The sequence below is a fragment of the Thiomicrorhabdus marina genome, from assembly GCF_017571465.1.
Classification (GTDB): Bacteria; Pseudomonadota; Gammaproteobacteria; order Thiomicrospirales; family Thiomicrospiraceae; genus Thiomicrorhabdus; species Thiomicrorhabdus marina.
In genome coordinates, this window is record NZ_JAGETV010000002.1 from 1 (window position 1) to 24052 (window position 24052).

The window sequence follows — 24052 nt, forward strand, 5'->3', positions numbered from 1 at the left end:
GAAGCCTGAACCGAAGCCTGAACCGAAGCCTGAACCGAAGCCTGAACCGAAGCCTGAACCGAAGCCTGAACCGAAGCCTGAACCGAAGCCTGAACAAATAGCCAAGGCTGAGCCAGTTCAAAAAGCAATGACGCCGCCCGCACCAAAACCTGCGGCAAAACCACAATTTTCTGCACCACAGGTGATGCAAGCGGAGCAGGCGTATTTGTCAGAACTGCACCAAAAAATTATGCAATATGCACAGGACACCTACCCTCGCCGTGCTAAACGCCGCAATTGGGAAGGTGATGTGATGATCAGCTTTACAATAAATGCCGACGGCAGTATTGAAAATCTTAAGCTGGAAGACAGTTCCGGTCGAGATATGCTGGATGACGCAGCTCTGAAAATTATTACCGACAAAATGCAATCGCGTTTCCATCGGTTTCCCGAAAGAATTCAACGAGATAGCTGGAATATTCGCGTACCGGTAAGCTACCGCTTAAACTGAGGGTTTCTCTCGGTACTCGGCAAAAAATTTGCTAAAATGTGCGTTTTTTCAATCTACAGGAAATTCCGATGGACTTTACTGCGCCAAGTAAGAGTATTGCCGAAGTACAAGAGGATTTAGTAAAACGCTTTACTCACTTTGCCAATCCAAAAGATCGATACCGTTATCTGATTGATATGGGCAAACATCTTCAAGCAATGGATGAAAGCTTTGCAACCGAAGATAACCGTATTCACGGCTGTCAATCTCAGGTGTGGATTCACATAGAAGAAAAAGACGGACGTCTATTTATGGAAGCGAAAAGTGATGCTGCTATTGTTTCCGGACTAATCGCCTTACTGCTTCGCATTTACCACGGCCGCACTCCAGCAGAAGTCGCAACTGCACCTCTGGATTTTCTTGGCAAAATCGGCCTACTACAGCAACTTTCCCCAAACCGTTCGACGGGCTTATATCACATGATTAAACGAATTCAAGCCGAAGGCAAAAAACGGGTTACTGCTTAAGTTAATCTTTCATTCCAATCACGCTGTGTAAATAGCGTGAGCTTTTCCAATTACTTCTAGCCTTATCGAAAATTTTCATTGGCAAGCCTGCGCTAATCTCCAGCAAACACGCTATTATTCTAATTGATGCTACACATCAAACAAGAATTGGAGGAATTTGATGTCTTATCTAAAAAATAGCCCGAATGCAGAAGGTTATTTCGGCGAATTCGGCGGCGCTTTTTTACCACCGGAACTAGAACCGCACTTTGCAGAGATCAACAAAGCATACCAAGAGCTCGGGCGCTCAGCGGACTTTCTCAACGAACTTAAATACATCCGTAAACACTACCAAGGCCGCCCGACTCCTGTTTACTATGCGCATAACTTAAGTAAAGAAGTTGGCGCGCATATTTATCTTAAACGAGAAGATCTCAACCATTCCGGCGCTCATAAACTCAACCACTGCATGGCTGAAGCACTGTTAGCCAAACACATGGGAAAAACCAAACTGATTGCCGAAACCGGAGCAGGCCAACACGGTGTTGCACTCGCTACCGCCGCTGCATACTTCGGCATGGAATGTGAGATTCATATGGGTGAAATCGACATCGCCAAAGAAGCGCCGAATGTCACCCGTATGAAATTACTTGGCGCCAAAGTGGTGCCGGTTTCGTTTGGTGGTCGCAGCTTAAAAGAAGCGGTAGATTCAGCGTTCCAGTCTTATGTACCGCAAGCCGATACTGCCCTTTTTGCCATCGGCTCTGTCGTTGGCCCACACCCATTCCCAATGATGGTACGTAACTTCCAATCGGTAGTCGGGCATGAATCTCGTGAACAGTTTCTTGAAATGACCGGCGAGTTACCCGACCAAGTTGGCGCCTGCGTCGGCGGCGGTTCAAATGCAATGGGGTTATTTGCAGGCTTTATCGAAGACAAGGGTGTTGGTCTAAATGGCGTCGAACCGCTTGGGCGCGGCACCAAACTCGGTGAACACTCGGCTACCATGACCTTTGGTAAACCGGGTATGATTCACGGCTTCAAATGCATGTTATTATCTGATGAAGAAGGCAATCCGGCACCGGTGCACTCAATTGCTTCGGGATTGGATTACCCAGGCGTCGGCCCGGAACACTCGCACCTTAAAACAACCGGCCGCGTGAACTACCATGCAGTAACCGATGAAGAAACCTTAGATGCATTTTATAAACTGTCCCGAATGGAAGGCATTATTCCCGCACTGGAAAGCTCTCATGCGGTAGCTTGGGCAATGAAGTATGGTCAAGAAAATCCTGGATCAACAATACTGATCAACCTTTCCGGTCGCGGCGATAAAGACATTGACTATGTTGCCGATAATTTCGGAACCGGAGAATAGCCCGCTCCGATAATATCCAGACCTATAAAAAACGCCGCCTTAGAAACAAACCAAGGCGGCGTTTTTTTGTATTTGTAGATTTATATATTTACTGAACAGAAAGCATCGGCATTAGGATTTCAGTCACCAACACAACTGGAGCAACCGCTAGCAAAGCGCCAATTGCACCGTATTTTACAGCCATACCTTTCTTATTCACTGTTACCTTTTGATTATTATCAGACATTTTTAATTCCCGCTTAGTGTTCAAAAAAACGTAACTATATAGCATTTCGCTTATAAGACTATATTTAAGATACTTATACCGATAGAAGTGCCATTAATCTCTAAAAACCATTTTTCCAAATTGACAAAAAAAACCCACAAAACAATTGCCTGCAGGGCTTAAAACAAAGTAATAATTTTTTAAATCTTTACTGTTTTAACGATTATTTTTTTACAAAACGATAAATCGATTTTTTCTGCTCAAATCCGTTTTCCCAAATGGTATAAGTTGTTTGAAGAACGTCATTTTCTAAAAATTCATGCTCGATACCGTGCACATGACCGTCGTCGGAATTACATAGTTCAGTGTTCATGTCACAATCAAAAGCAATCTTTTGTGCTGAGCTGCTTTTTACATTCGACTTAAATTCCGGTTGATTTTTCTTGGCACAATAGTGTGTCGCCTTCACCCAAGAACAAGTCTTGTCATAGCAATGGTACATGGTCATCATTTCTTTTTTAGTGCCCGGTAACAAGATTTCCTGCACCGCAGAACCTCGACCGGTAACATGGAATTTCATCGCTGTTTGATCCGTTCCAAGCATCTTCGCGGCTGGCCCTTTTTTCGTCGCCCCGCCCACCTGCATATCCGCCGGAGCTAACTTCCAATCCCCTTGCAGTTTAGCCGTCCAATCATAAATTTCTTTTGGTGAACTGGCCGAAGCCGTATTGACCGACATCATTAACGCCGCCGCTAAAACTAAACCTGTACGCATTGCCATAAATTTATCTCCTATATCATCAAACTTCTTTATGCAAAATCAGTATAAACAGTGCCCTTTAAAAAAAAGAAATAGAAAATTCTTTACAAATCATAAAGTTATTTACAGTCGTGAGAGATTTCCATGTAAACACAAAATTTTTCAATACGATTTATATACATAACGAGTAAATACCTTTACTAGACAAAAGCGAATTTCTTAACTGCAATAAAAAACCCCACGAAGATAATTCTTCGCAGGGTTTCAATAACCGGCTTACACCGGTTAGCTTTATTCAATTGTTTGAATTAAGCGATTTTTAGCTGGTCTTGAGTGGTGCCTTCAAGTTTAGCGATACGGTCTGCCAAATCTGGGTGAGACTTGAATAGATCACCGAATGAAGAAGGCGCCGCCGAGATACCGAATGCCGCCATTTGGTCAGGTAGGTGACCAGGTTGCATGGTTTGCAGACGCTTAAGTGCAGCAATCATATTCTCTTTACCGGCTAGGTAAGCACCGCCATTGTCGGCATGGAATTCACGGTAACGTGAGAACCACATTGCGATAATGCTCGCTAGGATACCGAATACGATTTGCGCCACGATATCAGTAATAATGAACGCCCAACTGTGACCTTCTTCTTCGTTCTTAAGTACTACGCGGTCAACCACGTAAGCAACGATTTTGGCGAAGAAGATAACGAAAGTATTCAATACACCTTGAAGCAGAGCCATAGTAACCATATCACCGTTGGCAACGTGCGCAACTTCATGACCTAGCACCGCTTCCACTTCGTTACGTTGCATAAAACGTAATAGACCAGTAGAAACCGCAACAAGAGAGTTGTTTTTGCTCATACCGGTTGCAAACGCATTCGGCTCCGGTGAGTCATAGATAGCAACTTCCGGACATTTAATACCCGCTTTTTCCGCTTGGCGACGAACAGTGTCAAGCAACCATTGCTCATCTTGGTTACGCGGCGTTTCGATAACTTGCGCACCAGTCGTCATTTTCGCCATCCACTTTGACATCGCCAAAGAAACGAAAGAACCAGCAAAACCGAATACCAAAGCAAACATGAATAGGTTACCTAGATTTAGGCTCGTACCTTGCATGTAGCTGCCTACCCCTAACAAGTTTAGGGTAATCATCGCGACGGCAATTACCGCGATGTTAGTTAATAGAAATAAACCAATGCGCTTCATGAAACTCTCCTTTGAAGTTGGCTATGTAAATCTAATAAAATGCTATGTAGGCTTAATATAAGGTTTTTTTATAACCTTTCAAGCCTTTTCTCTATTGCTTAAGTAAAGATTCAGCTTTAGTTCACGAGTTTGTTACTTTTTTCTTTAAACGTAGCACCGCATAAACATGATTCAACCACTTCTGCGCATGAGCATATTCTTTAGGAAGGTCTTTCGGCAGTAATCTACCCGTCCCTTTGAACATGACACAATAACCTAGCAAATCAATCAGAAAATAGAGTTGCTCGACCGAGTAATAGGCATCAACTTTAAGCGCTGTGATCTTACTGAAAATCACATTTTGCAATATGAAACGCCACTCTTCATCTCTTAATGATTGATAATCTTGCACCATTTCAGGCGGTAGCCCTTCTTTGACAAACCCGACCAAGCTTTCCAATGAATAGTGATTAATCAATAGCCGAATCGGCTCAACACAACGGTTTGAAACACCGGCAAGATTATTAACCTCAAAATTTTCACTGGTTCCCGGCATAGTTCCATCTCTGCATTGATTCATTCGTTTCCAAACGATGTAAATAAGCCAGCAACTCTTGCTGATCCTTAGATTTCGGGAAATAAAAATCCACCGCGGTTTCATTTAAACTCTGCTGAGCTAGATAACGCGAACGGACAATCTTACCGTCCAGCTCAATAATCTCGGCATAACTATTTTCTAACGATAACTTAACATCGGCACGAGTCAAATTCGGGTAAAGTCGAGTATCGGCAAAACGCAAGCCACACGCCGACAAATTCAGGTCGCGTTTAATCCACGATTCATGTTTCTGATAGAGCAGATAATCAGTCGCCAAATTGGTAAAGGGTTCAAAGCCTTTTTCAAACAATTGCTCTAACGATAAAATCATTTGCAACAAATCACTGTTATTGACTGCTTCGCCACTATGCAAAAACTTTTCGCGGATTTGCGGCTTAAAACGGAACGCCTCGGGATAATCACAGATATGCAGGCGAGTGCTCGTGGAATTATCAACGGTCTCTTGAATCATTTCCGTGTAACGAATGAATTGCTTCTCGATTTGCAGTAACAACTCATAAGTCTTCGGGGCTTCTTCTTGCAGAGTTTGCAACCCTTTAAATCCAGACAATAGATACTGTTGGTTTTGCCAATAAATCTTCCGGCTGGCGATCTCTTCGCCACGATTCAACATGCGTAGATACCCCATCACCATGTCGAACTTTTCAAAAATATCACTAACAATACGTAAAAAGATTTGTTGATGTGCGCGCAACCGATGCAACTTATGCATCACTTGGGTTTTTAAGTGCAGGATATTATCTTCGGTAGCGCGATTGAAATAATCGATACCATTACTGTAGAGGTCGGTGGTGGATTCGAGGAGTTCAGGAGAAACAAAATACTTACATTGAATGGAATATCGAAAATAGCGTCGAGAATTGCCTTGAGTAAATCGATTCAACTTCGGCCTCCGTAACATGAACTGCCGCCGGCATTGCACCGGCAGCTACGGATAAGTATATATTCCGTCAGGAAACCTTAGGAAAGTTTTTCTTTAAGAATTTTATTCACTTGACCCGGATTAGCTTGTCCGCCTGACGCTTTCATTATTTGACCGACAAAATAGCCCATCATCTTCTCTTGACCGCCTTTATAGGCTTCAACTTGCGAAGGATTATTGGCTAGCACTTCATCTACCAGCGCTTCAATCGCACCGCTGTCGGTAATTTGCTTCAAGCCTTTCGCCTCAATGATTTCATCAGCAGAACCTTCGCCTTTCCACATCGCTTCAAATACTTGCTTAGCAATCTTACCGGAGATAGTGTCGTCCAGAATACGGCTAATCATACCTGCCAGCATTTGCTCTGAAATTGGCGACTCAGAAATATCCAGACCGGCTTTATTTAGCGCACCGGCTAAATCTGACGTAATCCAGTTAGCGCATACTTTGGCATCTTTTGAACCGGTATGTTCAAACAGCGCTTCGAAATATTCCGCCATTGCACGTGAAGAAGTCAGTACACCGGCATCGTATTCACTTAGCCCTAATTCAGAAACATAACGTGCACGTTTGGCACCCGGCAGTTCCGGCATGGTCGCACGCACCGCGGCAATGTCTTCATCGCTAACGTGAATCGGCAACAAATCCGGACAAGGGAAGTAACGGTAATCATTAGCTTCTTCTTTAGTACGCATTGAACGAGTGGTATTGGTTTCCGAATCGTATAGACGGGTTTCCTGAACGACCTGACCACCATTTTCGATAAGCTCGATTTGACGTTCGATTTCAAACTCAATAGCCTTTTCGATAAAACGGAACGAGTTGATATTCTTCAACTCAGCACGGGTACCTAACGGCTCGCCCGGACGACGTACTGAAACGTTGGAGTCAACACGGAAAGAACCTTCCTGCATGTTACCGTCACAAATTCCTAAGAAAGTGACCAGTTCATGCATTTTACGCGCATAAGCAACTGCTTCCTGCGCCGAAGACAGATCCGGTTCAGAAACGATTTCTAGTAGCGGCGTGCCAGCACGGTTTAAGTCGATACCGGTCATCCCCGGAACAATACCGTGGTTAGATTTACCGGCATCTTCTTCCAAGTGCGCGCGGGTCACACCAATACGCTTAGTTTCACCGTCGACATCAATATCCAGATAACCTTTACCGACAATTGGATAATCCATCTGCGTAGTTTGATAACCTTTCGGCAAATCCGGATAGAAATAGTTTTTACGGTCAAAGACCTGCTTTTTACCTAGCTCGGCATTCAGTGCGATACCTAGCGCAATGCCTTTACCGATTACCGCATGGTTTACCACTGGCAACATGCCAGGCATACCCAAATCAACCGCGCACGCTTGGCTGTTTGGCTCTGCACCATAGGCAATCGACGCGCCAGAAAAGATTTTCGATTTGGTGGTCAACTGAGCGTGAATCTCAAGACCAATTACAACTTCCCAACTCATTAATTCTCTCCCTGCGCTTAACTGTACTGCTCTGGCATCTGTTTGTGCCAGTCAGTGACTTGTTGGAATTGGTGACCGATATTCAAAAGCTTAGCTTCCGAGAAATGCGGCCCGACTACATGTAGCCCGACCGGACGACCGTTGGCGAAACCGGCCGGAATCGACATACCCGGGAAACCGCCTAGATTCACTGGAATGGTATACAGATCAGCCAAGTACATGCTGGTCGGATCATCGGTTTTTTCACCAATATTGAACGCAGGCGTTGGTGCAACCGGCCCCATAATCACATCACACTGCTCGAAAGCGTTAGTGAAATCATCATGCACCATGCGACGCAGACGCTGAGCTTTTAGATAGTAAGCATCGTAGTAACCGGCCGATAGCGCATAAGCACCGACCATAATACGACGCTTAACTTCGGCGCCGAAACCTTCGGCACGTGAACGCTTATAAAGGTCTTCCAAATCTTTTGGCTGTTCGCAACGGTGACCAAAACGCACACCGTCGTAACGTGACAAGTTAGAAGAAGCTTCTGCCGGAGCCAATACATAATAAGAAGGCACCGCTAAATCTTTATTCGGCAAGCTGACCGGAACGGTTGTTGCACCTAGCTTCTCAATTTCAGCGATCGCGTCTTTAATCACCTTCTCAACTTCAGGGTCTAGACCCTCGCCGAAGTATTCAGCCGGAACGCCCACTTTTAAACCTTCAAGCGAGTTATTTAACTCGGCGGCAAAATCGGCGCGTTCTTGTTCAAGACAAGTCGAATCGCGTTGATCGAACTCGCTCATGGCATTTAGCATCCACGCCGACTCTTCCGCCGAACGGCTCATAGGCCCTGCTTGGTCGAAACTTGAGGCATAAGCGATAATCCCGAAACGCGAAACCGTTCCGTAAGTCGGCTTAATACCGGTAATCCCACAAAAAGAAGCCGGCTGACGGATTGAACCACCGGTATCGGTACCGGTTGCCATCGGCGCTAGGTTGGCCGCAATAACTGCCGCCGCTCCACCGGAAGAACCGCCCGGAACTGCATTCAAATCCCAAGGATTTTTGGTCGGGCCATAATATGAACTCTCCGACGATGACCCCATCGCGAATTCATCCATATTGGTTTTCCCTAAAATCGGCATACCGGCTTTTTTCAGCAAAGTAACCACATGCGCATCGTAAGGCGCGATAAAGTTATCCAGCATTTTCGACGAACAAGACGTCTTTACGCCGTCGGTACAGAAAATATCTTTGTGAGCAATCGGGATACCGGTTAACTGACCGGCAGTACCGTTTTGCAAACGCTCATCTGCTTCGCGCGCCATTTGCAACGCCAGTTCAGGGGTAACGGTAACATAGGCATTCAGTTCAGGATCAAATTGGGCAATACGATCTAAGTAGTGCTGCGTTAGCTCGACACTGGTGATTTCCCCAGCGTGCAGCTTTTCGCTCATCTGTTTTACGCTTAGTGTGTGTAACATCTTAATCTCTTATCATTCAATAACTTGCGGCACTAGATACATGTCTTTCGCCGTGGCTGGCGCGACTTTCTGAAGTTTTTCGTGTTGATCTGTTTCAGTCACTTCATCAACACGAAGACGTTGTGCAACATCGTGCGGATGCGCCATCGGTTCAACACCATCGGTATTGACCGCTTGCATCTGCTCGAACAAATCCAAAACTTTAGAAAGTTTTCCAGAGACCTGCTCCACTTCATTATCCGCGACATCAATCATCGCCAAACGCGAAATATATTCGACTTCGCTTTTTCCTATCGACACTGTGCTACTCCCAATTTGGAAATCCGTTCTCGCCCGCCATTCGGACGCAAAAAATAACGCAATAAAATACCATAAATTCGCTTACAGATACAGAGGAGCAAGGCAAATGGGCGCGAGAAAATCCAACTCGACAGCAACAATCGTAAAGTTTGCCAATGATTCAAAATCAACTAAATAGCCTGCCCCAAATTAGCGCGAAATTTTCGATAACTGACCGACCTTTCTACGCATTCTCAGACATCAAATTCGTAAACAGACATCGCGTTGTTTTATAACGCCCTAAATTGCCAAAAGTCTGCATAAATATAGATTTAATTTTTATCAGGGCTTTTCCCCTGAGAAGTCTTCTCCCGCTTAATTAATTCAGTTAGAATAGCGGGATTGTTTTAATGACCGACATCAAGGATGCACCAGAATGTTTCGTAAGTTTATGGGCCTTTTCTCTAATGACCTTTCTATTGACTTAGGTACCGCCAACACACTTATTTATGTGCGCGGTAAAGGAATGGTCTTGAATGAACCTTCAGTGGTCTCGATTCGAAACAACCATCGCGGTAGCGGCATGCGTTCAATCGTTGCCGTTGGTGAAAATGCCAAGATGATGCTCGGAAAAGAGAACAAGGACATTCAAACCGTGCGCCCAATGAAAGACGGCGTTATCGCTGACTTTGAAGTGACTGAAAAGATGCTACAGTCATTTATCCGCAAAGTGCATGAAGCGAAATTCTTTCAACCGAGCCCTCGTGTTTTGGTTTGCGTTCCGTGCGGTTCGACCCAAGTTGAACGTCGTGCAATTCGTGAATCAGCGGCTGGAGCCGGTGCGCGTGAAGTGTATCTAATCGAAGAACCGATGGCTGCTGCAATTGGTGCCGGCATGCCGGTTTCCGAACCGACTGGTTCGATGGTGGTTGATATTGGTGGCGGTACCACTGAAGTCGCCACACTATCCCTAAACGGAATTGTTTGGTCAGACTCGGTAAAAATTGGCGGTGATCGCTTCGATGATGCCATTATTAAATACGTGCGCCGAAACTACGGCATGGTGATTGGGGAATCGACTGCCGAACGCATCAAAAAGAATATCGGCACGGCCTATCACGAAGTAAACCCTGAAACCATGGAAATCCATGGTTCTAACATGGCAGAATCAGCGCCACGCCGTTTTACTTTAAACAGCAATGAGGTGCTGGAAGCGCTTCAAGAACCATTGCATACCATTATCAGCGCAGTTCGAACGGCGTTAGAAAACACGCCTCCTGAACTAGGTGCCGATATCGCCGAACACGGAATCGTACTAACCGGAGGCGGAGCGCTTCTTCGCAATATCCACACTCTGATCTCTGAAGAAACCGGCATTCCGGTTATCATTGCTGATGATCCGTTAACCTGTGTCGCTCGTGGTGGCGGTCGCGCGCTTGAGCTTATGGATGAAAAAGGTCTAGACGTTTTCTCTTTCGATTAATCACTAGCCTCTTAGGAGCCGAGTCATCAACCATATCGCAACGACCCCGCAAAAAGACGCCATCCATTTTTTGGTGGCGTTCATCTTGTCGTTAGCGGTTATTGCTGCCGACCGTAACAGTGATTTTATGGGCGATCTGCGTAGCGCCCTACTGACTCTGCTTGATCCAATCGAACGCATTGCACAAACCCCTAAACAGGTTTATCAAAACCTGACCACCGATTTCACCTCATTTGATGAACTGAAACTGGAAAACGAACGTCTTAAAACCGAGATGCTTCTGCTCAAAGCCAAACAACAGCAGCTTATTATGATGGAACAAGAAGTCGGCCGTCTTCGAGCTTTACTCGGTACCACTGGACGCGTTAATAATTCGACTTTCCAAATTGCCACTGTTAATTTCTTCTCCAGCAACCCTTTGTCACAATTTATTACCATTAATAAAGGTGCGCTCGATGATGTTACCCCTCAGCAAACGGTGATTGACGCTCAAGGCGTGATCGGTCAAGTCATTAGTACGACACCCAATTCATCGCGTGTTTTACTGATTACCGACCCCGCTCACCATTTGCCGGTGCGCATCCAACGTACAGGTCAACGTGGAATTCTAAGTGGCAACGGGCATGACAATACCCAGCTAAACTTTATTCCGAAAAGTAGCGAAATTCTGGTCGGCGATCTCTTGGAAACCTCCGGTTTAGGCGGTATCTTTCCATCCGGTTATCCGGTAGCGGTCATTTCCAAAGTAATTAGTCGCGATAGCGACCCTTATTACGAGATTTACGCGACCCCACTTGGACAACTTAACCAAGCACAGCAAGTATTGATTCTAAAACAGCAGCGCGACCCGTTTGCCACCATCAATACCGATTTGGATACCGAGATTAAGCCAAATCAGCAGAACACCCCAAACATTAAAGGGCTGGACGGCACTGCCATAAACCCCGACCACCCTGGCCGCAACTAAAGGCAAGAGAGAAAGCAGATATGGGCGATAATTTTATCTACATCTCCAGCCGCCAAGTACGCTGGCTGATTATCCTAAGTTTCGTGATTGCACTGGTGCTAGACAGTATCAATCTAATCGGCGCCAGTTATCAATTTCTGCCACCTTTTACCTTGCTGGTACTGCTTTATTGGTCCGGTCATTTTCTGGATTACACCTACATCAGTACTGCTTTTGTCATCGGACTCTTAGCAGATACTCTGTATCAAACCACGCTCGGCATGCACGCCCTGATTTATGTCACTCTGACCTTTACTATGTTGCGTCACCGCTTGCATTTCCGTGGCTATTCGGTCATTCAGCAAGCACTGAACATTATTGTCTTCATGTTTATTTTCCAAGTTTTACACTTACTCATTTTGTCGCCGACACTTGACGATAATGAAATGATTCAATTCTGGTCAATGCCCGTTGTTTCAGCGTTTTTATGGTTGATTTTCGCCAAGTTACTGAATTTGCTGACCCAACAAAACGCCATTGAAAACTAGTCGGCTATAGCGGACACTTAACAGCATGCAACCAGAACGCCTCGAATTCAGCACCGACCAAGAAAATCAACAACGCAAACGGCAATTCCGTCTGCGCTTGATTATTGCTTTGCTTTTTGTCTCCGCACTGTTTCTGTTTCTTATTGGCCGCATGGCTTATCTACAATGGTTAAATTATGATCGCTATCACGGCCTTGCGGAAGGCAACCGAATCTCGATTGAAGTGCTACCACCGACTCGCGGCAAAATCTATGACCGAAATCACACTCTAATCGCCGACAATCAACCTGTATTCGCCATCAAAATGATTCGCGAAGACATGGATAGCATTGACGATTTGGAACTCGACTTATCACAAGTACTCGACAATTATCCACAAGAGCGCATGGACAAGTTTTTCGAGAAATTCCGAAAAGGCCGACGCGCTAGAACCTACACCCTACCTTACCCCCTGAACGAACAGGAAGCTTCACGCTTTGCCGTGCTGAACCACAAGCATCCGGGAGTAACTCTCAGCAGTCGTCTCAAACGCACCTATCCTTTTAAAGACGTCGGAGTACATGCTATCGGCTATGTCGGACGCATCAATCAAAAAGAACTTAAAAAGCTTGATGAAAAACGGTATCTCGGTACAGAGATTATCGGCAAATCCGGGGTTGAAAAGTATTACGAAGACATCCTGCACGGCTATCCCGGCGTACAGCAGGTCGAGACCAATGTGCGCGGTTCGGTATTGCGTAAACTGGAAACCACTCCGGCCATTCCGGGACAAGATATTCACTTGACCATAGATATTGAACTGCAAAAATTCGCCGAGCAACTAATGGGCGACCGTCGTGGCAGTATTGTCGCCATTGACCCACAAAATGGCGAAGTTCTCGCTTATGTAAGCACCCCGACTTTTGACCCTAACCTATTCGTGGATGGTATCGACAGCAAAACCTATCGAAGTTTGCTGAACGACCCAAATAAACCATTTATTAACCGTGCCATCAACGGCCAATATCCACCGGGTTCAACCATTAAGCCATTTGTGGCTCTGGGCGCAATTGAAAATGACTACATCACTCCACAGAAGAAAATCTACGACCCGGGTTATTTCGAATATAAAGGTCATCGTTATCGTGACTGGAAACGCTGGGGGCATGGTTTAGTCAATATGCATCTCGCTATCGCTCAATCCTGTGACACCTATTTTTATGAACTCAGTTTAGACATGGGAATAGACGCTATCCACGATTCAATGTCGCCGTTTGGATTCGGTGAACGCAGTGGTGTTGACATACCAGGGGAATCTAAAGGCATCTTGCCATCCCAAGCTTGGAAACGTGAAACCAAAGGCGAAGCCTGGTATCGAGGAGAAACCATCATTTCATCTATCGGCCAAGGTTACCACCTAAGTACACCAATCCAGTTGGCGCGCGCCACCGCCATTTTGGCAAACCGCGGTAAACAGATTACGCCACACCTATTACAGCGCTTGCATGATGATAACGACATGCCACCGATGCAAATTGAAATCAAAAAAATCGAGCACTGGGAGCAAGTCATTCAATCAATGGTAGCAGTCATGCACGGTCCAACCGGAACCGCACGCCGTTATGGCACTGATCTGCCATTTACCATGGCAGGAAAAACCGGCACCGCGCAGGTTTTCAGTTTGAACGAAGCCGACTATGACGCCGCTAAATTGGATAAATCGTTACATGACCACTCGCTGTTTGTCGGTTTTGCCCCGGTTGAACGTCCACGAATCGCGGTAGCGGTTATTGCCGAAAACTCTGGCAGCGGCTCGAAGACTGCCGCCCCTATCGGCGTAAATGTAATCAAACGTTACTTGCGTCCGGATTTACCTTTAACCCCTATGCCAAAACAAGCAGTGTATGATCGATGAGAATCTTTGACGAAAAAGAACAAGTTTATCGCCGCAACAAAGGTCTGCTCAACCGTCTACATCTTGACGGCTGGCTTCTACTTGGTGTAATGCTATTGCTTGCTAGCAGCCTAGCGATTGTCTACAGCGCTTCAGGCGGTGACTGGGCAGTTACGCAACGACACGCAATCCGTGTCAGTTTCGCGTTGGGATTAATGGTTCTGTTTGCACAACTTAAGCCCTCAATTATTTTCCTATTCACCCCCTTTTTATTCCTCTTTGCCTTAGCACTGTTAATCGCGGTACCGCTTGTTGGAACCATCGGCATGGGCGCTCAACGCTGGCTGGAATTCGGACCAATACGCTTCCAACCGTCTGAACTAATGAAAGTGGTGCTCCCGATCACCATCGCTTGGATATTTGCCCACTCCGGCTACCCGCCAAGTTATCAGCGCATTATCTCGGCGCTAGCCGTCATCGGACTCAGTGCCGGCTTAATCGTGATTCAACCTGACTTGGGAACGTCACTATTGATTGCCATGTCCGGTCTATTTGTGATTTTCTTTGCCGGACTGCCATGGAAAATGATCCTCGCTGCCCTACTTGCGGTTGCCGCAGCCGTACCGATTGCTTGGGAAAATATGTACGACTATCAAAAACAGCGTGTTATGACTTTCCTCAATCCTGAATCCGACCCCCTTGGAGCCGGTTACCACATTATTCAGTCGAAAATCGCCATCGGTTCCGGCGGAATCGAAGGCAAAGGCTATCTCGGTAGCACACAGGCGCATTTGGAATTCCTTCCTGAAAGTACCACTGATTTTATCTTTTCAGTGCTATCTGAAGAGTTTGGATTGATTGGCGTTATCGCCTTGTTGGCGATGTATCTGTTTGTTATCGCCCGCGGCTTGTACATTTCCGCACATGCACAAGATCAGTTCACCCGATTGATTGCCGCCAGCCTAACAATGATTTTCTTTGTCTATGTATTCGTTAATATCGGCATGGTCAGCGGCCTACTGCCTGTAGTCGGACTGCCATTACCGCTCATTAGTTACGGCGGTAGCTCTCTGGTCACATTGATGATTAGTTTCGGGATACTCATGTCGATTCAAACCCACCGTAAAATGCTGACCGAATAGGCAAACCATGTTTCTTAAAATTTGATTCATGGTTACCGCTTAGGTTTACCGACAAAGTGTGATACATTAGCAAACGATTTATTGACCGGTCACACAGTGGTCTTATCACCACTTTATAAGCGGTTCTACCCTCAAGAAAATCGAGAAAGTCTGATTACCATGCAATACACACAAATCTTACTATCCCCTGTGCGTTTTTTCATTTTAAGCCTGTTGCTAATGGTTGCTCCTTTAGCCAATGCTAACCCAATTGCCAATGCCGCAATACAAACGCCACACGTAGTCCCTTCAGCACCGGAAATCGCCGGTGATGCCTATCTGCTAATCGATTTTGATAGCGGCCGCGTTCTGGCTGAAAAAAGAGCAAATGAACGTGTTGAACCAGCTAGTCTGACTAAAATCATGACCGGTTATGTTGTCATCAATGAACTGAACAACGGCAATATGAGCATGGATGACATGGTCACCATCTCCAAAAAAGCATGGAAAATGCCGGGATCGAAAATGTTTATCGAAGTTGGTAAAAAAGTTTCGGTACGCGACCTAATCAAAGGCATGGTTATTCAGTCAGGTAACGACGCGTCGGTTGCACTGGCAGAGCACATCGCCGGTAGCGAAGAAGTCTTTGCGCAACTAATGAACAAATACGCCAAATCACTGGGAATGACCAATACACATTATGTCAATGCAACCGGCTTACCACACGAAGACCACTACACCAGTGCACATGATCTAGCATTACTGACTAAGGCGTTAATCCAAAACTTTCCGGAAGAATACGCTTGGTACTCGGAAAAGAAATTCACTTTTAACGGCATTACTCAATACAACCGTAACAAGCTATTATGGCAAGACGAAACCGTTGATGGCCTGAAAACCGGACACACTGAAAGCGCAGGCTACTGTTTAGTATCTTCGGCAAAACGTGACGATATGCGCTTAATTTCTGTGGTACTTGGCACCAATAGCGCCAATACTCGTGTGCAAGAGACGCAAAAATTGCTGAACTACGGTTTCCGTTTCTTTGAGACTCACAAAATGTACAACGCTTTCCAACGCTTAAAAGACGTCACTGTTTGGGAAGGCAATCGCGATTTAATGGGTCTTGGCCTAGCAGAAGACCTGTTTGTTACCGTACCACGCGGCCAGTACAACAATCTGAAACTAGACACGCTTGTTGCCAATGCAATAAAAGCACCCGTTTCTGAAGGGAGCGAAATGGGAGAATTGAAAGTCACACTTGGAGAAAAAGAAATCGCTACGCGACCACTTATCGCCCTAGACTCGGTACAAGAAGGTTCTTTCTTTAAGAAACTGATTGACCAAGTTAAAATGACTTTCCAATCCCTACTTGGCGGAGAATAGTCCTTATTATTCGACAAACGCCCTGACCTTTTGAAAAGCCGCGGCCTACACTGCGGCTTTTTTGTTTTGCGCAACAATCAAGCCGTGATAACTTGATATGCATGATAAAGCACCCTAAAATTCCGCTCATAAAGTTGACCAAGCCGAGCGCTTCATTTAAATGGTACCTAGCATGACTAAAGATTTACACACTCCAGACTCCGAATCCCTTATTGAATTTCCATGTGATTATCGTCTCAAGGCGATGGGCGAAAACAATGAAGCCTTTATTGAACTGGTATATCAAATCACCTGTAAATATGCCCCAAATACCCCTCGCGAAAACATTAAAATCAATAACTCAAGCGGCAAGCGTTTTATTTCGGTAAACGTCACTTTCTATGCAACCTGCATTGAACAGATTCATGGAATCTACGGCGATCTGAAACAACACCCAGAAGTTAAAATGACTCTGTAATTAATGACAATTCAGGTTAAACACCTTGGCTTGCAGGACTATCAATCCACATGGCAAGCCATGCAGGATTACACGAATCAACGCAGTGCCGAAAGCGACGACCAGCTCTGGATTGTCGAACACTCGCCGGTTTACACTCAAGGCTTAAACGGCAAGGCAGAGCACCTGCTCCGCCCTAATCCTGAAATTCCGATTGTGCAAACCGACCGCGGCGGGCAAATCACTTATCACGGCCCCGGGCAATTAATTGTCTATGTCTTGGTCGATTTAAAACACAATAAACTCGGCGTACGTGCTTTGGTGTCGATATTGGAAAACAGCATTATCGAACTTCTGCAACAGTTCAACATCAACAGTGAAGCACGTTCCGATGCTCCGGGGGTTTATGTTTCCGGCAAGAAAATCGCCTCACTCGGCCTGAAAATCCGCAAACAGAAAAGCTATCATGGCCTCGCACTGAACGTGGATATGGACTTAGCCCCATTTCAGGCGATTAATCCATGCGGCTTAATTGACATGCGAATGACGCAACTCAAAGACTTAGTTGCCACTGAGAACTTACCAAGTTTAGCGGAACTCGGCACCCGTCTATGCACCATTCTAGAAACACAAATTACCTCAGTAGCCCGTTCATAGCACTACCGATTTTTGAAAACTTCAGGAATGACTTATAATAGCCGCCTTTCAAGCGAATACACGAGTGCAAGCTATGTCACAACCGCCGCAGCGACAAGAGATTCAACTAGACCAGATCGGTAATGTCGGCAGCCTAAAAGACCGCAATGCCGCCATGCCTAAAGGTCAGTACAAAACCAAATCGCTTAAGCATCGTCCTGATCCAGAAGCGCCAAAACTGAAAAAGCCGCGCTGGATTAAGGCGCAGCTGCCAAAGGCAAAAGACATTCATCGTATTCGCGAGCTGAAAAATATCATGCGCGAACAAGGTCTGCACAGTGTTTGTGAGGAAGCCTCTTGCCCAAACCTTGCCGAATGTTTTGGACACGGCACCGCGACCTTTATGATTATGGGTGACATCTGTACCCGTAAATGTCCGTTCTGCGACGTGACCCACGGTCGCCCAAAAGCGCTCAATCAAGACGAACCGAGCCACTTGGCTGGAACCGTCAAAGCGATGGGCTTGAACTATATCGTTATCACATCGGTTGACCGTGATGACCTTCGTGATGGTGGCGCACAACACTTCAATGACTGCGTCGCCGCAATTCGCGAACAATCTCCAAAAACCAAAATTGAAACCTTAGTTCCCGACTTCCGCGGCCGCCTAAGCGTGGCGTTAGAAACGATCAGCAAACAGCCGCCGGATGTACTGAACCATAATCTAGAAACCGTCCCGCGTTTATACGAAGAAGCACGCCCGGGAGCAGATTATCAATCGTCTCTGGATTTGCTAAAGCGCTTTAAAGCGATGCATCCCGAAGTAAAAACTAAATCCGGTTTAATGGTTGGCCTTGGTGAAACCATGGAAGAGCTGTTACAGGTGATGCGTGACCTGCGTGCTCACAATGTGGAAATGCTAACCGTTGGGCAATACCTACAACCGAGTAGCTTCCACCTTAGTGTCAAAAAATACTGGTCACCGGAAGAGTTCAAACAGATTGAAGATGCCGGTTATGAAATGGGCTTTGAAAACGTCGCAGCAGGCCCGATGGTACGATCAAGCTATCATGCAGATTTGCAAGCTAAAAGTAGCGATAAACAGAATGTGAGTTTCAACATTAATTTGGACTGAACAACATTATTTTGGATTCTACAAAATTAATTTGTACTGAGAATGGCCGAAATCTACCAAAACACACCACCTATTAGAGAGTTTCCGACAGGAGACTGGACAATCATTTGGCACGGACGGGTAACCAGAAATCCAGACGTTCCGTCCGAACTGCTGATTGAAGTTCTTATTCGATCCAAAAACGGTAATCGAATAATCCAAATCGGAGTCGGCCAACTTCCGTTACTAAAACTCGGATGTAACTGGATAGATAAACGCCAAACTATCCGTGAGCCGAGTCAAATAGAGCGTTTTAATCTCCCCAAAATAAACATCAGCCGAGAAACAATTAGAACTATTGAAGCCTGGGATAAAATCGAAGCCGGAAAATATGCAATTCCTCCAAGTATTCGAGAGATACCCAAAGAATTTGCCTCATCAAACTGTTTAGCAATTCAATATAACAACGATCCGTACGGCATCATCATTCCTGCTTCCGAAGTAGCCCGCTTCTATTACTGCCATTCAACTGATTTAGCCCATAGTGCATTTTGGGGAGAATATAGTTACGACCTTAACGATATTGTTAATTACGGAAAATGCGGTTTTGATCCAGAATTAGACAGAGCCATTATTCATTTAAGACAGCGATTTTCAGATGTCGATGCTTGGACAATCGGACGAATCCTTTTTGATAAAAATGCCGAACAAGGTGTTCAAGAAATTCACGACAGCCTGCTTAGAAATTTAGATACCTCAAAATCAGGATTCTTTGAATGCGGCATTCCTTTTATCGGGACTACTCGTTGGATAGCTAAAGGCTTACAAATAGGAACTCAAAGTAAGCCAAGATACCTAATTCTCCAACTACTGAAATGCTCTCATCCATTTCCTTTCATTCAGCTTCAAGTTGATCGAGATAATAATTCGACCAAGGCCGACACTGAAACCGATATTGAACCGGAAGACAAAACAACATATGACCGAAACCTAAATAAGGATGATGAAAACGAACTAGACGGCCAAGAATTAAATAGTGACACGGAAACGCACAAAAACCTGCCGATTCAAAATATTCTCAGTCAATCACTTCAATTCGACTTTTTGGAAAATAAAGAAATCATCAAGCCGGAAAGTAAAGAGTACAACCGCTATAAATCGCCGCCGAACAAACCGAAAGCGCCAAAAGCAGAAGGTCTAGGAACTGGACAAGGCGACTATAGCAAAGACTCGACCAACCAACAGGCGAAAATCAATCGAAGCAAAGGCGTTGGCGCTGATTTGGAAATGCTTCAAGAAGCAGTTGATCAACTTTCAAAACAAGGGATGAACATCAAAATCAGAAGAGTTGATGTCGTTCCTTTATCAGAAGCAAGTACCAGAAGACAATGGGCTTACTTGGAATCTGCTAGTAGAACACGAAGAAGCTATATTGCAGTCGATATACAAAGCAATGGCATTCACTACTGCTGGATTGATATTCAACAGCGCCGCAAAGGCGAATGCACAGTTGGATTACTTAAAAGCGATCACAAAATTGGCGATGAAACACTTGATAGCATTATGAAAAATCTAGCTCGTTACAAGGGTGTTTGGGAAGGTGAAAACGGCTCGGTCGTATCTGGCATATCTATAAAACTTGATAGAGTTCTTCATACTTGGAATTCAGTACAAAAACTTTCGTACATAATAGAAGACAAAACCTCACCCAATCAATCCCACCAGTGCATTTAAAAATGCAAAACTGACTACAAAAAAACAAAACTGCAAAAACTAGCCACCCAAAAAACCTTGTAAAAATAGAACAAAAATAAAAAATTGACTACAATACATAAAAATTAATATAACTAGTCACAAAACGAGAATCCAAATGATCAACTCAAATGATTTTATTTCCTTATCTAGACTTGCCCTAGAAGGGAGAGATGCTGACATTCGGTTGTTTTTAGCAAAACTTGTTCGAAAATTACGTAAAGCGGAGCCAGCCATCGGTGGACAACTTGAAGAACTTTTAAAAATCAATCCAGCAAGGTCCTCTAGCGTCCTTAGAAAGGATACAGGTCAACATGATCAATCCGCCATATTTGATCCAGCAGAAAAAAGTGAATTCCCTTTAATAAAAACATTTGAAGAAATCCGTTCAGAAGAAGAACCAATCCTTGAGAACCCAATCAAACAGCAATTTGAACAAATAATAGTAGAACGAAAATCCCTAACGTTACTTCAGAAAAATGGATTACAACCTACCAGTTCCATGATTCTTCAAGGGCCTCCAGGTGTAGGAAAAACGATGTCTGCCAAGTGGCTAGCTTCAAAATTAGACTTGCCTCTTTACATTCTCGATTTAACTGCCGTCATGAGCAGTTACTTGGGAAAAACAGGTAGTAATTTACGTTCAGTAATTGAATTTGCCAAAAGTCATCCATGTGTTTTGCTTTTAGATGAAATTGACGCAATAGCTAAGCGACGTAGTGACGATAGTGATGTCGGGGAGCTTAAACGATTAGTAACAGTAATGCTTCAAGAGCTTGAAAATTGGCCTTCTACAGGAATCCTTATTGCAGCAACTAACCATCCAGAATTAGTAGACCCTGCATTATGGCGAAGATTTGATATCGAAATCAATTTCCATACCCCATCAATCAACCAAGTACGTAATGCTGTCATACATTTTCTAGGGAAAGACGAAGCACATTTCAAACAATGGATTGAGCTTATAGTAGCAGGCCTTTCAGGAACCTCTTATAGCAACATTAAAAGAACTATATTAAAACTTAGGAAGCTCAGAATCTTAAACCCATCAGAGTTGGAGCAAAACATCTTAAAACACATACTCCCAAACATAGATGAACTATCCCGAGATGAAAAAATCAATCTGGCTGTTGGCTCTGTCGTAAATCAAGGTATGAGTCAATTAAAAGCCGCTAAGCTATTTGGTGTAAGCCGCGACACAATCAGAAAACGAATTAATTCCGTTGAACGAGGTGAATGAAAATGAGTAAAAAAAACTATTTAATTGGAAAAGCAGAAGAACTAACCTCTTTAACTCCTCCTCCTAAAATGAACCCTCCAAGCGGAAATTTATACACAGTTCAAGAATCCGTTCAAAGATTATTACCTCAATTTGAAGAAGTTTCTAAACAACTCCAAGAACTTACCGATGACATCTGCCCTAAAGACTTCACTGTAACCAAATTAACTTTGCACCCTTCTTATATTGCCAAGGGGCATTTTCCAAAGCGGTTTTTACGCGAAATGGGCGTGCACTCTATAGGAAGCAAAAGTACTGAAATTACCCCTGATCGCTGGACGAGAAAAGGAGAACCTGAGCAATCACCAACAACCAGTCTGTTTGTAGCAGGAAAAAGACAGCAATTAGCCGACTTTTCAAAGCAACTTTCAAGCTTTTCAGAATCAACACCAGGAGCAGACGATATTCATAAAATTTGGAGTATCGAAAGCATTTCCCCTGAATCAAAGCTAAAGCAAGGAGATTCGAAAGATAGCTCAGCCTTTGAAGTAGGTATTCAGCTAATCCAAGGAGGACCAGCGGACTTTATTAAAAACTCTTTCCTACAATATGCCCAAAGACTAGGATTCGAGGCAAATCCAGACATTTCATTTGAAATTTCAAACCTATGGTTTGTTCCCGTAACAGGAGACCAAAGCAAGCTATTTGAATTAGCTAAACACTCCTTTATCAGGGTAGTAAGACCTATGCCACAACTGAGAGGACTTCCTTCAATTAGTCGTTCAATTCAAGTTGGCAATAGATGCGAACTTCCTAAAGAACCACCTGTCTCGGACGATGTCCGAGTTGCAATATTAGACGCAGGCCTGCCAAATTTGCATTCACTTAAGCCTTGGATAAGAGATTTTAAACTATCAGACACTTCCGCCAATGATTGCACAGATGGTCCAATTCATGGGGAAGGCGTTACCTCAGCATTCCTTTTTGGGCCAATAAAGCCCAGCCAAGCAATTCCCAGACCCTTTGCTTACGTTGATCACCATAGAATACTAGACAACAATATTCACCACGAAGATCCATTTGAACTATACCGAACACTTGGTCACATTGAAGACATACTTCTTTCCAGACAGTATGAATTCATTAATATTAGCTTAGGTCCAGATCTTCCTATTGAAGACGACGAAATTCACGCTTGGACATCATTAATTGATAGCTATCTGGCAGATGGAGAAACATTTCTAACAATCGCTGCTGGAAATAATGGTGAAGCAGACCACCAACTACAATTAAATAGAATTCAGGTACCATCAGACTGTGTCAACGCAATTGCAGTTGGCTCTGCCAATAGTGCACAGAATTCATGGAGCAGAGCATCATACAGCGCGGTTGGTCCTGGTAGAGCTCCCGGCCGAGTAAAACCAGACTTGTTAGCCTTTGGCGGTTCACATGATGAATACTTCCATGTGGTAAACTCAAACCCAATCCCACAATTAATGCCAGTTCAAGGCACCAGCTTCTCAGCACCATACCTATTGAGAAAAGCAGTAGGAATTCGTTCATTAATGGGACATTCTATTTCTCCGCTTGCAATAAAGGCCCTCCTAGTAAACGCAGCACAAACAAACGGTCATGATCAAAAAGAAGTTGGTTGGGGAAAAGTCCCAGACGATATAAGCCACTTAATTGAATCTCCAACCGGGGTCGCTAGAATCCTTTACCAAGGCGAATTGTTACCGGGAAAATATCTTCGAGTTCCATTACCGCTTCCAGACAGTGAAATTACCGGAAACGTTAAAATTAGAGCCACCTGCTGTTTTTCAACACCAGTTGACCCCCAAGACAGCTCAATGTACACAAAGGCAGGTGTTGAAATCAGTTGGTCAAACTCAGGTAAAAAAGAGAGCTTTTTTCAGCAGGTTAAAAAAGCCACTGAAGCCGAATTAAGGAGAGATGCCGCTAAGTGGGAGTCAGTTCTCCACGCTGAAAAAACAAAACGCGGAAATAAATTAGATGACCCATACTTCGAATTGCACTATATGGCTCGAGAAGGTGGAGGGGCTATTGACGGAAGCAAAGCCTCCTCCATTAAATATGCTTTCGTGGTCACAATTGAGTCTCCAAAATACGGAGAGATCTTTACCGATATTTTAAGTGCTTATTCAGGTATTCTTACGGAAATTCAGCCTAGAGTTTCAATTTCAAATCAGGTAAGAATTTAGCTGAAATAATCTATTCCAGAAACCGATGACAGTTTTTTCAAATTACAAAA

The 24052-nt window shown here is 44.5% G+C and carries 23 protein-coding genes; 15 read left to right on the forward strand and 8 right to left on the reverse strand.

Annotated elements, in window-relative coordinates; genetic code table 11:
- From J3998_RS01205 to trpB, 3 genes are all read left to right on the forward strand, one after another.
- Positions 1 to 490, forward strand: a 490-nt coding sequence (locus tag J3998_RS01205) for an energy transducer TonB (protein ID WP_208146642.1), incomplete at its 5' end; no start/stop codon positions are given.
- A gap of 68 nt (positions 491 to 558) precedes the next feature.
- Positions 559 to 996, forward strand: a complete 438-nt coding sequence (locus tag J3998_RS01210; protein ID WP_208146645.1) for a SufE family protein — start codon at positions 559 to 561, stop codon at positions 994 to 996.
- Positions 997 to 1156: 160 nt separating this feature from the next.
- On the forward strand, positions 1157 to 2353 hold the full coding sequence (gene trpB, locus J3998_RS01215; protein ID WP_208146647.1) for a tryptophan synthase subunit beta: 1197 nt from the start codon (positions 1157 to 1159) through the stop codon (positions 2351 to 2353).
- Between the two features lie 88 nt (positions 2354 to 2441).
- On the opposite strand, the gene J3998_RS01220 is transcribed toward trpB, so the two are convergent.
- From J3998_RS01220 to gatC, 8 genes are all read right to left on the reverse strand, one after another.
- Complete coding sequence (locus J3998_RS01220; protein ID WP_208146649.1) at positions 2442 to 2579, reverse strand: hypothetical protein; 138 nt, start codon at positions 2577 to 2579, stop codon at positions 2442 to 2444.
- A 202-nt stretch (positions 2580 to 2781) separates the two neighbouring features.
- Entirely contained in the window at positions 2782 to 3339 is a 558-nt protein-coding gene (locus tag J3998_RS01225; protein ID WP_208146651.1) for a hypothetical protein, read from the reverse strand.
- 287 nt (positions 3340 to 3626) lie between these two features.
- Positions 3627 to 4523 (reverse strand): protease HtpX, encoded by an 897-nt coding sequence (gene htpX / locus J3998_RS01230; protein ID WP_208146654.1) that lies wholly within the window; start codon positions 4521 to 4523, stop codon positions 3627 to 3629.
- Between the two features lie 121 nt (positions 4524 to 4644).
- Positions 4645 to 5082 (reverse strand): hypothetical protein, encoded by a 438-nt coding sequence (locus J3998_RS01235; RefSeq protein WP_208146656.1) that lies wholly within the window; start codon positions 5080 to 5082, stop codon positions 4645 to 4647.
- Positions 5042 to 6004 carry a hypothetical protein gene (locus tag J3998_RS01240; protein ID WP_208146658.1) on the reverse strand — a complete coding sequence of 321 codons (963 nt, stop codon included), beginning with the start codon at positions 6002 to 6004 and terminating at the stop codon, positions 5042 to 5044. Before J3998_RS01240 ends, J3998_RS01235 begins: the two co-directional genes overlap by 41 nt.
- A 77-nt stretch (positions 6005 to 6081) precedes the next feature.
- The gene (gene gatB, locus J3998_RS01245) at positions 6082 to 7512 is read right to left on the reverse strand and encodes an Asp-tRNA(Asn)/Glu-tRNA(Gln) amidotransferase subunit GatB (protein WP_208146660.1); all 1431 of its coding nucleotides are present in this window, start codon (positions 7510 to 7512) and stop codon (positions 6082 to 6084) included.
- A gap of 17 nt (positions 7513 to 7529) precedes the next feature.
- Positions 7530 to 8987 carry an Asp-tRNA(Asn)/Glu-tRNA(Gln) amidotransferase subunit GatA gene (gatA, locus tag J3998_RS01250; protein WP_208146662.1) on the reverse strand — a complete coding sequence of 486 codons (1458 nt, stop codon included), beginning with the start codon at positions 8985 to 8987 and terminating at the stop codon, positions 7530 to 7532.
- Between the two features lie 12 nt (positions 8988 to 8999).
- Positions 9000 to 9287, reverse strand: a complete 288-nt coding sequence (gene gatC, locus J3998_RS01255) for an Asp-tRNA(Asn)/Glu-tRNA(Gln) amidotransferase subunit GatC (RefSeq protein WP_208146664.1) — start codon at positions 9285 to 9287, stop codon at positions 9000 to 9002.
- Positions 9288 to 9702: 415 nt separating this feature from the next.
- Here gatC and J3998_RS01260 point away from each other — a divergent pair, with 415 nt between their 5' ends.
- From J3998_RS01260 to J3998_RS01315, 12 genes are all read left to right on the forward strand, one after another.
- Complete coding sequence (locus J3998_RS01260; RefSeq protein WP_208146666.1) at positions 9703 to 10749, forward strand: rod shape-determining protein; 1047 nt, start codon at positions 9703 to 9705, stop codon at positions 10747 to 10749.
- 61 nt (positions 10750 to 10810) lie between these two features.
- Complete coding sequence (gene mreC, locus J3998_RS01265; RefSeq protein ID WP_208147287.1) at positions 10811 to 11716, forward strand: rod shape-determining protein MreC; 906 nt, start codon at positions 10811 to 10813, stop codon at positions 11714 to 11716.
- 20 nt (positions 11717 to 11736) lie between these two features.
- Positions 11737 to 12243, forward strand: a complete 507-nt coding sequence (mreD, locus tag J3998_RS01270) for a rod shape-determining protein MreD (RefSeq protein ID WP_208146668.1) — start codon at positions 11737 to 11739, stop codon at positions 12241 to 12243.
- 25 nt (positions 12244 to 12268) lie between these two features.
- Entirely contained in the window at positions 12269 to 14137 is a 1869-nt protein-coding gene (mrdA, locus tag J3998_RS01275; protein ID WP_208146670.1) for a penicillin-binding protein 2, read from the forward strand.
- Positions 14134 to 15258: a rod shape-determining protein RodA gene (gene rodA / locus J3998_RS01280; RefSeq protein ID WP_208146672.1), complete on the forward strand. Its 1125-nt coding sequence runs from the start codon at positions 14134 to 14136 to the stop codon at positions 15256 to 15258. The genes mrdA and rodA overlap by 4 nt, the downstream gene beginning before the upstream one ends.
- Before the next feature lie 159 nt (positions 15259 to 15417).
- Positions 15418 to 16623: a D-alanyl-D-alanine carboxypeptidase family protein gene (locus J3998_RS01285; RefSeq protein ID WP_208146674.1), complete on the forward strand. Its 1206-nt coding sequence runs from the start codon at positions 15418 to 15420 to the stop codon at positions 16621 to 16623.
- Between the two features lie 172 nt (positions 16624 to 16795).
- Positions 16796 to 17080: a YbeD family protein gene (locus J3998_RS01290; RefSeq protein ID WP_208146676.1), complete on the forward strand. Its 285-nt coding sequence runs from the start codon at positions 16796 to 16798 to the stop codon at positions 17078 to 17080.
- A gap of 3 nt (positions 17081 to 17083) precedes the next feature.
- Positions 17084 to 17716 (forward strand): lipoyl(octanoyl) transferase LipB, encoded by a 633-nt coding sequence (lipB, locus tag J3998_RS01295; protein WP_208146678.1) that lies wholly within the window; start codon positions 17084 to 17086, stop codon positions 17714 to 17716.
- Between the two features lie 73 nt (positions 17717 to 17789).
- The gene (gene lipA / locus J3998_RS01300; protein WP_208146680.1) at positions 17790 to 18830 is read left to right on the forward strand and encodes a lipoyl synthase; all 1041 of its coding nucleotides are present in this window, start codon (positions 17790 to 17792) and stop codon (positions 18828 to 18830) included.
- Between the two features lie 42 nt (positions 18831 to 18872).
- A complete protein-coding gene (locus J3998_RS01305) occupies positions 18873 to 20543 on the forward strand; it encodes a hypothetical protein (RefSeq protein ID WP_208146682.1) in 1671 nt (556 codons plus the stop codon).
- A gap of 136 nt (positions 20544 to 20679) precedes the next feature.
- On the forward strand, positions 20680 to 21801 hold the full coding sequence (locus J3998_RS01310) for an AAA family ATPase (RefSeq protein ID WP_208146684.1): 1122 nt from the start codon (positions 20680 to 20682) through the stop codon (positions 21799 to 21801).
- On the forward strand, positions 21798 to 24002 hold the full coding sequence (locus J3998_RS01315) for a S8 family peptidase (protein WP_208146687.1): 2205 nt from the start codon (positions 21798 to 21800) through the stop codon (positions 24000 to 24002). The genes J3998_RS01310 and J3998_RS01315 overlap by 4 nt, the downstream gene beginning before the upstream one ends.
- Positions 24003 to 24052: the final 50 nt, after the last annotated feature.